Annotated in this window: 9 protein-coding genes and 1 pseudogene; 2 read left to right on the top strand and 8 right to left on the bottom strand. The window is 68.5% G+C overall.

Going from position 1 to position 10,671, the window contains the following annotated elements:
- Positions 1–105: 105 nt before the first annotated feature.
- Together AC6RA4_RS15790 and AC6RA4_RS15785 are read right to left on the bottom strand one after the other, a co-directional pair.
- On the bottom strand, positions 106–657 hold the full coding sequence (locus tag AC6RA4_RS15790) for a CHAP domain-containing protein (RefSeq protein ID WP_500161913.1): 552 nt from the start codon (positions 655–657) through the stop codon (positions 106–108).
- 217 nt (positions 658–874) lie between these two features.
- Complete coding sequence (locus tag AC6RA4_RS15785; protein ID WP_500161911.1) at positions 875–2,518, bottom strand: chloride channel protein; 1,644 nt, start codon at positions 2,516–2,518, stop codon at positions 875–877.
- A 105-nt stretch (positions 2,519–2,623) separates the two neighbouring features.
- Between AC6RA4_RS15785 and AC6RA4_RS15780 the strand changes: the two genes are divergently transcribed.
- Positions 2,624–3,997, top strand: a complete 1,374-nt coding sequence (locus tag AC6RA4_RS15780; protein WP_500161909.1) for an FAD-binding oxidoreductase — start codon at positions 2,624–2,626, stop codon at positions 3,995–3,997.
- A 153-nt stretch (positions 3,998–4,150) separates the two neighbouring features.
- On the top strand, positions 4,151–5,428 hold the full coding sequence (locus AC6RA4_RS15775) for an NAD(P)/FAD-dependent oxidoreductase (RefSeq protein WP_500161907.1): 1,278 nt from the start codon (positions 4,151–4,153) through the stop codon (positions 5,426–5,428).
- Between the two features lie 14 nt (positions 5,429–5,442).
- Here AC6RA4_RS15775 and AC6RA4_RS15770 read toward each other — a convergent pair whose 3' ends face one another.
- From AC6RA4_RS15770 to AC6RA4_RS15745, 6 genes and pseudogenes are all read right to left on the bottom strand, one after another.
- Positions 5,443–6,723 (bottom strand): TRAP transporter large permease, encoded by a 1,281-nt coding sequence (locus AC6RA4_RS15770; protein ID WP_500161905.1) that lies wholly within the window; start codon positions 6,721–6,723, stop codon positions 5,443–5,445.
- 4 nt (positions 6,724–6,727) lie between these two features.
- Positions 6,728–7,225: a TRAP transporter small permease gene (locus AC6RA4_RS15765; protein ID WP_500161903.1), complete on the bottom strand. Its 498-nt coding sequence runs from the start codon at positions 7,223–7,225 to the stop codon at positions 6,728–6,730.
- A complete protein-coding gene (locus AC6RA4_RS15760) occupies positions 7,225–8,235 on the bottom strand; it encodes a TRAP transporter substrate-binding protein (RefSeq protein ID WP_500161901.1) in 1,011 nt (336 codons plus the stop codon). Before AC6RA4_RS15760 ends, AC6RA4_RS15765 begins: the two co-directional genes overlap by 1 nt.
- Before the next feature lie 183 nt (positions 8,236–8,418).
- Positions 8,419–8,994: a c-type cytochrome gene (locus tag AC6RA4_RS15755; RefSeq protein WP_500161899.1), complete on the bottom strand. Its 576-nt coding sequence runs from the start codon at positions 8,992–8,994 to the stop codon at positions 8,419–8,421.
- Positions 8,991–10,256, bottom strand: coding sequence for a PQQ-dependent sugar dehydrogenase (locus AC6RA4_RS15750; protein ID WP_500161897.1), 1,266 nt, complete (start codon positions 10,254–10,256; stop codon positions 8,991–8,993). Before AC6RA4_RS15750 ends, AC6RA4_RS15755 begins: the two co-directional genes overlap by 4 nt.
- 266 nt (positions 10,257–10,522) lie before the next feature.
- Positions 10,523–10,671, bottom strand: a pseudogene (locus AC6RA4_RS15745) (tryptophan synthase subunit beta); the annotation flags it as partial.

The raw sequence follows: 10,671 nt of genomic DNA, 5'->3' as shown, positions 1-10,671 counted from the left end.
CTCCAACCCCCCCCCCCCCCCCCCCCCCCCCCGCCCCCGCGCCCCCGCGGGGGGCGAGACCCCCCGCCCGCCCCGGGCCCCCCCACCGCCACGCAGCAAAAGGACTTACTGAAACCGGCTCGGGTAGATGAAGCCGTCGATCGGGTAGACCTTGCCGAAGGTGCCGGGATTGCTTTCGACGCGCACTTCCGACCAGTCGTTGGCGGCCGAGACGTCCTGCACGGTCATGCCCAGCGACACCTTGTTGCGCGTCCAGTTGGCGTGATCGATGCGCAGCTCGCGCTCCGAGACCACCTCCGAGACCACGGCGACATGGCCCATCGGCATGCCGCGGGTGCCGGCAAAGGCCATCACAGCGCCAGCGACCGGGCGGGCGCCGCGGTCGTAAAGCCCCTTCGCCTTGCCCCACCAGGTGTTGGCGTTGCCACGGATCTCGACACCGCTGGCATTGCGGGCAAAAGGCACGCACCAGACGCGCTGGCCGGCGCTCTGAAGCTCGCGCACCTCGCGCAGCGCCATGGCCCGGCGGTCGAGATCGATGCCGCTCGAGCTGTAGGCGATGTCGGGCGCCTTGGTGGAACAGGCCGCGGTGGCCAGAAGAATTGCACAGAGGATAGGCAGGCCAATCCTGGCCTTGCGGGCGCCGGTCACGCTCATTCGTCCCTCGAACGGTTGTTTCTGCTCGGCCACCTTTTTTGCGGTGGCTCGCGGATATCCTTTTACCAACCGTAAACTTTTGCAAAGCGTCGTGATGACCGCTCGGCAGAAAACCGCGCATGTTCAGTCAATGTTCCGCGACTCCGGCGCGAGCGGCGTCCGGCGCGCGGCAGATTGCCTAAAATTTACTCAAGCCCGCCAGATCCCCGCTGCGACGTCACGAATGTTCCTCCGCCGCGGTGGCGGCGAGCGCGCGGTTATAGGCCTTGAGCGCGTCGACATGAAACAGCGCCCCCTCGAGCACCGGGGTCTGTTCCTCGCCCTTCAGCGTCACCACCGGCAGGTAGGCGACGCCGGATTTCTCGAACCGCGGCAGCGCGGTCTCGAGCGTCGCGGAGTGCTGCACGTATAGCCCCTGCTCGATCATCTGCAGGCAGGCCTCCTCGTCGGCGGCGCCGGGATCGCCGGGCTTGCGCATCACGCCCGCGACGCGGAACATTGCCAGCAGATAGGCCTGCGGCCCGGCCGCAAGGTGCACGTTGCGGCGCTCGAGCTGGGTGAGAAAGAAACTGCGGTCGACCAGCCGTGAGGCCACGGCGGTCGACATCGACACCGAGACCATCACCGCCAGTCCGGTCTGCCAGTCCCCGGTGAGCTCGAAGACGATCAGCGTGGTCGAGATCGGCGCCCCGAGCACCGCCGCCGCCACCGCGCCCATGCCGGCGAGCGCATAGAGCGTGAAGGCCGAGCTCTGCTCGGGGAACAGGCCGGTGGCGATATGGGCGAAGGTCAGCCCGGTCAGCGCGCCGACCATCAGCGAGGGCGAGAACACCCCGCCCCCCATGCGCCCGGCCATGGTGATCGACACCGCCGCCACCTTGACGATCGCGAAGAGAAACGCCTCGCGCAGGCCGAGCCCGCCGGTCAGCGCCAGCGAGGTTGTCTCGTAGCCGACGCCGATGATGTGCGGGAACTGGATCGCAATGGCGCCGAGCAGCAGCCCGGTCGCCGCCGGGCGCAGCCAGATCGGTACGCCCAGGCGCTTCTGCACCCGGTTGCCGAAATCGTCGGACCAGAAGATCGCCCGCATCATCACCACCGCCACCAGGCCGCAGACCAGCCCCATCAGGAAGAAGGCGGGCAGCTCGAGGTAGAACTCCACCGTGGTGGTGCCGGGCAACAGGAACTCGGTGACGTCGCCAAAGGCCAGCCGGTTGATCACCGTGCCGGCGGCGCTGGCCACCACGATGGGGGCGAAGGCGTGCAGCGCGAAATGGCGCAGCACCACCTCGAGCCCGAAGAGCGCGCCGGCGATCGGCGCGTTGAAGCTGGCCGAGACCGCCGCCGCCACGGCGCAGCCCAGCAGGTCGCGCCCGGTGATGCCGTCGACGCGCAGCAGGTTCGACACCCAGGACGAGATCATCGCCGCGATATGCACCACCGGCCCCTCGCGCCCGGTCGAGCCGCCGGTCGAGAGCGTGATCCACGAGCACAGCGCCGAGGCGATGCCGGCTTTCTTCTCGACCCGTCCGTCGTTCAGCGCCGCGCCCTCGATCACGTCCGAGACCGAGCGCACGCGGCCGTCCGGGGTCATGAAGCGGATGATGAGGCCGACCACGATGCCGCCGCAGACCGGGATCAACAGCACCCAGATCCACGGCAGCTCGCGGGCGAAGCTCGCCAGCGTGTTGACGTCTTCGGTGCCGTAAAGCGCCGCCTGCAGGCGGTTGATGGCGAAGCGGAACAGGATGGCCGCGAAGCCCGCGGCGGCGCCAACCACGAGGGCGATCAGCCAGAACGTGACCTGCCCCGGCGCCTTGTGCCGCAGCAAGTCCCAGCCGCGCCCGCACGTGGCGCGCATTTCGTGCCACTGTCGGGCAACTTCGCGCAACATTCCCTGTCCCCTTTGGCTTTCGCCGGGCGGGCCGCGTCGCTATGGTCCCCCCGATTTCCCCGGAGGTTACGAATGCCCAAAGACGCCGCCCTTGATGCTCTTGCCTCACTCCTAGGCGAACGGCTCAGCCGGTCCAAGTCCGAACTGGCCGAACATGGCCGCTCGGAGTCCCATTTCCCGACCACGCCGCCCGATGCGGTGGCCTATCCCGAGACCACCGAGGAGGTGCAGGCGCTGGTGAAGATCTGCGCCGAGCATGACTGCCCGGTGATCGGCTGGGGCGCCGGCACCTCGCTCGAGGGCCACGGGCTCGCGGTTAAGGGCGGCGTGGTGGTGGATTTCTCGCGCATGAACAAGGTGCTCGACATCCGCATGGGCGACATGGACGTCACCGTGCAGCCCGGCGTCACCCGCGAGGCGCTGAACGAGGAGCTGCGCGCCACCGGCCTGTTCTTCCCGGTCGATCCCGGCGCCAATGCGAGCCTCGGCGGCATGGCGATGACCCGCGCCTCGGGCACCACCACGGTGCGCTACGGCACCATGCGCGACAACGTCCTCGGCCTGACCGTGGTGCTGGCCGATGGCCGGGTGATCCGCACCGGCACCCGCGCCCGCAAGAGCGCCGCCGGCTTCGATCTGACCGCGCTGATGGTGGGCTCGGAAGGCACGCTGGGGCTTGTCACCGAGCTGACCCTGCGGCTGCACGGCATCCCCGAGGCCACGAGCGCCGGCATCTGCGCCTTCCCCGACATGGGATCGGCGGTGACCGCGGTGATGGAGACCATCCAGATGGGCATCCCGATGGCGCGGATCGAGTTCGTCGACGCCGCCACCGCGCAGGCTTTCACCGCCTATTCCGGCATGGAGATGGACGCCGCCCCGCACCTGCTGGTGGAGTTCCACGGCTCGCCCGAGAGCGTCGCGAAGGATGCCGAGCGCTTCGGCGAGATCGTCGCCGAGCACGGCGCCTCGCCGTTCCAGTGGTCGGCGCGCGAAGAGGAGCGCCGGGCGCTCTGGGCGCTGCGGCACAACGGCTATTACGCCATCCTCGCCTCGCGCAAGGGCGCGCGGGCGGTGGTGACCGACATGTGCGTGCCGATCTCGGAGCTTGCCACCGCCGTCGAGCAGACCCAGGCCGACATCGCGCAAAGCGGCGTGCCGGGGCCGATCCTCGGCCATGTGGGCGACGGCAATTTCCACGCAATCCTGCTGATCGACCCGGAAAAGCCCGAGGAGCTCGAGGAGGCCAAGCGCCTGTCGCATCGCATGGCCGAGCGCGCGCTGGCGCTTGGAGGCACCTGCACCGGCGAGCATGGCGTGGGGCTTGGCAAGATGGCCTACATGGAGGCCGAGCACGGCGATGGCTGGCAGGTCATGGGCGAGATCAAGCGCGCGCTCGATCCGAAGGGCATCATGAACCCCGGCAAGCTGGTGCCGCAGGGCTGAGGCTTTCGCCGTTTTTGCGGGCGCCGGATCGTGTCGGCGCCCGCTTCCTTTCGGCAGGCTCTTCCATCCGCGCCGCGCGCTGTTACACCTCTGTCATGGGGCCAGCCGTGCGGCATCGCGCAGGGCCGGCCCCAGCGATCAAGGACAGGCACGATGACGGCATCCCACCACGGCAATCTCTGGCGCGCCTCCAGCGAGGAGGCGATCTCGACCGGCCCGCTCGACACCGAGCTGACAGTCGATCTGGCGGTGATCGGCGGCGGCTTCAGCGGCAGCTCTGCGGCGCTCGAGGCCGCGCGGCGCGGCGCGTCGGTGGCGCTCCTTGAGTCGCAAACCGTCGGCCACGGCGGCTCGGGGCGTAACGTGGGGCTCGCCAATGCCGGGCTCTGGCTCAAGCCCGACGAGATCCTCGCCGAGCTGGGCGAGGAGGCCGGGCGCGCGCTGATCACGCGGCTGGGCGCGGCGCCGGACCTGGTCTATGGCCTTATCGCGCGCGAGGAGATCTCCTGCGAGGCCACCCGCAACGGCACCCTGCACTGCGCCCATGCGCCGTCGGGCATGGACGACCTGCGCGCCCGCTTCCGGCAGGGCAACGCCCATGGCGCGCCGCTGCAGCTGCTGGACGCCGACGATGCGCAGGCGCGGGTCGGCAGCAAAGCGGTGCATGGCGCGCTCTTCGATCCCCGCGCCGGCACGGTACAGCCGCTGGCCTATTGCCGGGGGCTGGCGCGGGCGGCGCAGCGCGCGGGCGCGCGGGTCTATGAGCAGAGCCCGGTGACCGGGATTGCCCGCGAGGGTGACGGCTGGCGGGTCACCTGCAACGGACAGAGCGTGCGGGCCGGTGCGCTGCTGATGGCGACCAACGCCTACCACGCGCCGCTCTCGGGGGCACATCCGCCAGCCTATACGCCGGTGCATTTCGGCCAGTTCGCCACGGCGCCGATGCCCGCCTCGGCCCGCGCCAGCATCCTCGCCGGTGGCGAGGGCTGCTGGGACACGGCGCTGGTGATGTCGTCCTTCCGCACCGATGCCGCGGGCCGGATGATCATCGGCGCGATGGGCAATCTCGACGGCCCCGGCGGCGGCATCCATGCCGGCTGGGCCCGGCGCAAGCTGCGCCAGCTCTTCCCCGAGATCGCTGACCTGCCCTTCGAGCATGCATGGTGCGGGCGCATCGCCATGACCTCGGATCATATTCCGAAGATCGTCGAGATCGGCCCCAACGCCATGTCCTGTTTCGGCTATTCCGGGCGTGGCATCGGCCCCGGCACGGTGTTCGGCACCGCCGCCGCCGAGGCGCTGCTCTCGGGCGATCTCTCGGGCCTGCCGCTGACGCCGGTGAAGAGCCACGAGGAAAGCCTCACGGCGCTCCGGGGCAGCTATTACGAGCTCGGCGCAACCCTGACCCACGCGGTGGGCGCGCGGGGCTGATCGCCTAACCGATATCAGGTCAGCAGCAGCACCAGCCCCGGGAAGGCGGTGAGCAGCGCCACGCGCAGCACGTCCATCGCCACGAAGGGCGCCAGCCCGCCAAAGATCGTCGCCAGCCGCACATCGGGCACCACCGAGCGCAGCACGAAGGCGTTCATCCCCACCGGCGGGGTGATGTAGGAGATCTCGGTCACCATCACCACGAAAATGCCGAACCAGATCAGGTCGATGCCCTGCGCCGCGACGATGGGATAGAACACCGGCACCGTCAGCATGATCATCGACAGGCTTTCCAGCACGCAGCCCAGCACGAGGTAGATGCAGAGCATCACGAGGATGGTCATCATCGGCGTGTCGCCGAAGACGCTCAGCGCCGACTGGATGTCGCGGGTCATACCCGACATGTTGACGTAATTGGTGAAGGTCAGCGCGCCGAACAGGATGAAGAACATCATCGAGGTGGTCTTCATGGTGTCATAGAGCACCGCGATCATCTTCTCGCGGCTGAACCGCCCCGAGAGCAGCACCAGCAGAAACGCCCCGCCCGCGCCCATGCCGGCGCTTTCGGTGGGGGTGAAGACGCCAAGATAGATGCCGCCCATCACGAAGACGAAGAGGATCAGCGCGCCGGCGGTGCCCTTCAGCGCGCGGATGCGCTCGCGCAGGGGCAGTTTCGGCTCGACCGGCAGGTCGATCTTCTGGGTGACCAGCGTGATGCGCACGGCGATGGTGTAGCCGATGATGCCGATCAGGCCGGGGATCAGCCCGGCGAGGAAGAGCTTGCCGATATCCTGCTGGGTCATGATGCCGTAGAACACCAGGATCACCGAGGGCGGGATCAGGATGCCCAGCGTGCCACCGGCGGCGATCGAGGCGGTGGAGAGTCGGTCGGGATAGCCGTAGCGCCGCATCGAGGGCAGCGCGATGCGGGTCATGGTGGCCGCCGTCGCCATCGACGAGCCGCAGACCGAGCTGAAGGCGCCGCAGGCGATCACGGTGGCCGTCGCCAGCCCGCCCTTGCGGTGGCGCAGCCAGGCGTAGGCCGATTTGTAGAGCTCCTCCGCGATGCCCGACTGCACCACGAAATTGCCCATCATCAGGAACAGCGGCAGCACCGAGAGCGAGTAGTCGCGCCCGTTGTCGAAGAAGGCCGAGCCCAGCAGCGAGAGCGCCGGGGTCCAGCCGATGATCGAGGCCACGCCCACGAGCCCCACCCCCGCGAGCGCCATCGAGATCGGCACGCCCACGAGAAGCAGCACGCCGAGAATGGCCATGCCGACCGGCCAGCTTTCCATGATGTCAGTGTCCTTTCAGGTGCCGGATCAGCGCATGCGCCGGCACGAGCGCGGTCAGCAGCGCACCGAAGCCAGTGCAGACCGCGCAGAAATAGCCCAGAGGGGCGATCGGGATGGCCAGCGTCGTGGTATGGCCGCCATAGCCGCCGATCTGCGCCGCATAGACCCAGACCCGCCACGCCACCACCGCCAGCACAAGCGCGGAAAACAGCCCCGTCGCTGCCCCGCGCCACGGCTTCACCGCCGCCGGCATCCGGTCGGTCACCAGATCGACGGTCACGTGCTCGTCGGCCAGCGCCACCGCCGGCAACCCGAGAAAGACGACGGCGGCGAGCAGCAGCTCGGTGAGCTCGGTGGCGCCCCGGAGCGGCGCGTTGAAGACGTAGCGCCCGATCACGTCGGTCACCGTCATCCCCATCAGCGCCATCAGCAGCACGCCGCCCAGCACCGCGAGCGCCGCGCGCAGGCCGAAGGCCCCGCGCGGGCGGGTCGTCTCGGGCATTACTCGGCCGTGCCCTTGGCGATCTCGGCCTTGAGCATGTCATAGGCCGCCTGCGCGTCGACGCCGGTCTCGGCGGCCTCGTCGAGCTTGGCCTGCACCAGCGGCGAGAGCGCGCCTTCCCATGCGGCGAGCTGGTCCTCGGTGGCGGGCGTGATGGTGATCTCACCCTCCATCGCGGCCTTGCCCTTGGCGTCGGCGGCATCCCACATCTGGCCCGCCATGCGCGCCAGCGCCTCGCCGGTGACGCTGTCGATGGCGTCCTGCTGGGCCGGGTCGAGGCTCTCCCACTTGGCCTTGTTCATGACGATGTAGAACGAGGTGTTGTAAAGCCCGCCGGGCACCGAGATCGCGTCATTCAGCTGCGGGATCAGCTTGAAGAAATTGACCGACTCGTAGGGGAACAGGATGCCGTCGGCGACGCCCTGGCTCAGCAGCTCGTAGGCCTTGGACGACGGCCCCTCGACCGGCACCGCGCCGAGCGCCGAGGCGACCTCGTGCACGATGCCGCCACCGACCCGCAGCTTGACGCCCTTGAGCGCGTCGGCGCTCGTCACGTCGCCCGACTTGAGGAAGATCTCGCCCGGCCCGTGGCTGAACACCGCCAGCACCTTGACGTCGTCATACTCGCCCGCGTCGCGCAGCATCTCGTCGAAGACGCGCCAGTAGGCCACCGAGATATCCTCGGCGCTGTCGCCGAGGAAGGGCAGCTCGACGATGTTGGTGGTCTTGAAGCGGCCCGGGTTGTAGCCCTGCACGCCGAAGGTGATGTCGGCCACGCCGTTGACGGCAAAGTCGAAATGCGCCTGCGGCGGCCCCAGCGGCGCGGGCAGGATATTGGCGGTCACCTCGCCGCCGGTGGCCTCGGCGATCTGTTCGGTCATCGGCACGATCAGCTCGCTGACCAGCGGGTGCGACGGCGGCAGCCAGTTGGCGACGGTGAGCACGGTCTGGGCGGAGGCGGCGCCGGCAAGGCTGCAGACGAGCGCGGTGGCGGTCAGGAGGTGTTTCATGGGCTGTCCCTGTTGGTTGTCTCGCGGCCGGTCCGGCCGCGATGCGGGGCCCGTAACCTTTGCGCTATCTGTTCCGCATGGGACTGCGGGGCGCAAGGGGCGCGCGGCAAAATATGCCGCGCCGCCCGGCGCGAGAGGAAGTCTTGGGCAGAGGCGCGGGCGGGCCCGCGACCTCCGCCCGCCCTACTCCGACATCTCGATCTCGAGCGTCACCGCGCCGTACCAGTCGGCCACGGCACGGATCTCTTCATCGCTCATCTCGGCGGCGATGTCCGACATGATATCGTGCACCCGCTTGCCGCTCCGAAACGCCTTGAGCTGGGTGTCGATATAGATGTTGACCTCGCCCGCGAGGTTGGGCGCGTCGGGGAACTCGGCGATGCCGTTGGCGCCGTGGCACGACACGCAGGCCGCCGGCGCGTCGCTCTCGCTCGCGCCCTCGGGCAGGCGCGCGCTTGCGGAATGCGAGGCGTACCACGCCGCCACGTCCGAGATCTGCTGCGCGCTCAGCCCCGCCGCCACCACCGACATCATCTCGTGCTCGCGCGCGCCGGTCTTGAAGGCCATGAGCTGTGCCTCGAGATACTCCTCCGGCTCGCCGCCGATATTCGGCGCGATGGGGATCTGTGCCAGCCCGTCGAGCCCGTGACAGGTGCGGCACATGTTGGCCACCTTGCGACCGGCGGCGGGATCGTCCGCCACCGCCGGCCCTGCCCCGGCGAGCATCAGCCCGCCGAGGAGAACAGCTCCAAGCCTCATTCGCTGGCCGGCGCCGGGTTGTAGGCGATGCGCCAGATCGCGCCCGCGAAATCGTCCGAGACCAGCATCGAGCCGTCCTTCAGGAAGGCGATGTCCATCGGACGGCCGCGATACTCGCCGGTGCTCTCGTCGAGCCAGCCGTCGGCGAAGACCTCGGTGCCGGCGGCGTTGCCCTCTTCATCGAGCGCGGTGAACATCACCCGCGCGCCAACCGGCGTGGTGCGGTTCCATGAGCCGTGCTGAGCCGAGAAGATGCCGCCCTGGTACTTCTCCGGGAACGAGGAGCCGGTGTAGAAGCTCATGCCCAGATCCGCCGCATGGGCCTGCATCTCGACCTGCGGCTCGACGAACTCGACCCCCTCGGGGCGGTCGACGCCCTTGTAGTCGGGGATCTCGACCCGCGCATTGGTCCAGGGGAAGCCGAAATGCTGGCCCGCCGCGGTCTGCCGGTTCAGCTCGCCCGGCGGGATGTCATCGCCCATGCCGTCGACCTGGTTGTCGGTGAACCACAGATCGCCATTGGCCGGGTTGAAATCATGCCCGACCGAGTTGCGGATCCCGCGGGTATAGACCTCGCGCCCCGAGCCGTCGGTGTTGATGCGGATGATGCCGCCGATGCCGATCTGGTCATACATCTCGAGCTTGTCCTTCGGCTGCACGTTGTGCGGCTGGCCGAGCGAGATGTAGAGCTTGCCGTCGGGGCCGACGCGGCAGACCCGCGCGGTGTGGTTGAAGCTCTCTTCCTCCGCCGGAACCAGCTCGCCCTTGGCGACCACGGTGCCCACCGCCGGATCCGGCCCCTCGAAGAAGAACTCCGCCGCCGGGAAGGTCAGTACCCGGTTGCGCTCGGCGATATAGAGGAACCCGTCCGGCGAGAAGCACGGCCCGTTGGGCACGTCGAAGGTGATCGACGGCGCGAAGTCGAAGACCTCGTCGGCCACCCGGTCGCGATCACGGTCGACCACCGACCAGACCTTGTCCTTGCGGGTGCCCACGAAGGTCACCGTGCCCTGCGGCGCCACCGCCATCGAGCGCGCATCGGGCACAACCGCGTAGAGGCTCACTTCGAAGCCGTCCGGCAGGTTGATATGCTCGAGGATGCCCTTCAGCGCCTCGGCCCGGTCGCCCGTCTGGTCGATATGGGTGAATGTCGCGTCGGTGCGCTGCATGTTGGACAGCTTGTCCATGTTGTCCTGCGCCAGCGCGGGCACAGCAAGGATGGTTCCGAGCACGAGGCCCGGAAGCAGTGTCGTCTTGGTCATGATCTTCCTCCCTAAAGCGGTTCTCCACGCAATTTCCGATTGCGACCCTCCCGGAGAACTCACCCGAAGGATTCAAAATTTAAGCAAGACCTGTCAAATCTTTTATCCAATTTTGCGACTTAAAGCTCGGCCCGCCAAATTACTCAGGAGAAATGACCGCGTTGAGGCCGAGCGCGCCGCTGCTCCGACGCAAGCAAAACGGCCGCCCGGGATTGCTCCCGCGCGGCCGTTCGATAGATGTGTCCCTGCCCGGAGGCAGGCTGCGCTCAGCTCAGGTCCTGGCCGAGATGCTTTGCGACGGCGAAGATGTCCTTGTCGCCGCGACCGCACATGTTCATCACGAGGATATGGTCCTTGGGCAGGGTCGGCGCGATCTTCATCACATGCGCCAGCGCGTGGCTGGGCTCGAGCGCCG

It is taken from the genome of Salipiger sp. (genome assembly GCF_059781815.1).
Note: the sequence above shows the minus strand (reverse complement) of the source record. Positions and strands in the feature narration are given on the sequence as shown.

What these genes read in the sequence shown, in the direction of transcription:
- AC6RA4_RS15760 (WP_500161901.1), bottom strand. Translation starts at nt 8,235, where the DNA reads ATGAAACACCTCCTGACCGCCACCGCGCTCGTCTGCAGCCTTGCCGGC.
- AC6RA4_RS15790 (WP_500161913.1), bottom strand. Translation starts at nt 657, where the DNA reads ATGAGCGTGACCGGCGCCCGCAAGGCCAGGATTGGCCTGCCTATCCTC.
- AC6RA4_RS15755 (WP_500161899.1), bottom strand. Translation starts at nt 8,994, where the DNA reads ATGAGGCTTGGAGCTGTTCTCCTCGGCGGGCTGATGCTCGCCGGGGCA.
- AC6RA4_RS15785 (WP_500161911.1), bottom strand. Translation starts at nt 2,518, where the DNA reads ATGCGCGCCACGTGCGGGCGCGGCTGGGACTTGCTGCGGCACAAGGCG.
- AC6RA4_RS15765 (WP_500161903.1), bottom strand. Translation starts at nt 7,225, where the DNA reads ATGCCCGAGACGACCCGCCCGCGCGGGGCCTTCGGCCTGCGCGCGGCG.
- AC6RA4_RS15780 (WP_500161909.1), top strand. Translation starts at nt 2,624, where the DNA reads ATGCCCAAAGACGCCGCCCTTGATGCTCTTGCCTCACTCCTAGGCGAA.
- AC6RA4_RS15770 (WP_500161905.1), bottom strand. Translation starts at nt 6,723, where the DNA reads ATGGAAAGCTGGCCGGTCGGCATGGCCATTCTCGGCGTGCTGCTTCTC.
- AC6RA4_RS15750 (WP_500161897.1), bottom strand. Translation starts at nt 10,256, where the DNA reads ATGACCAAGACGACACTGCTTCCGGGCCTCGTGCTCGGAACCATCCTT.
- AC6RA4_RS15775 (WP_500161907.1), top strand. Translation starts at nt 4,151, where the DNA reads ATGACGGCATCCCACCACGGCAATCTCTGGCGCGCCTCCAGCGAGGAG.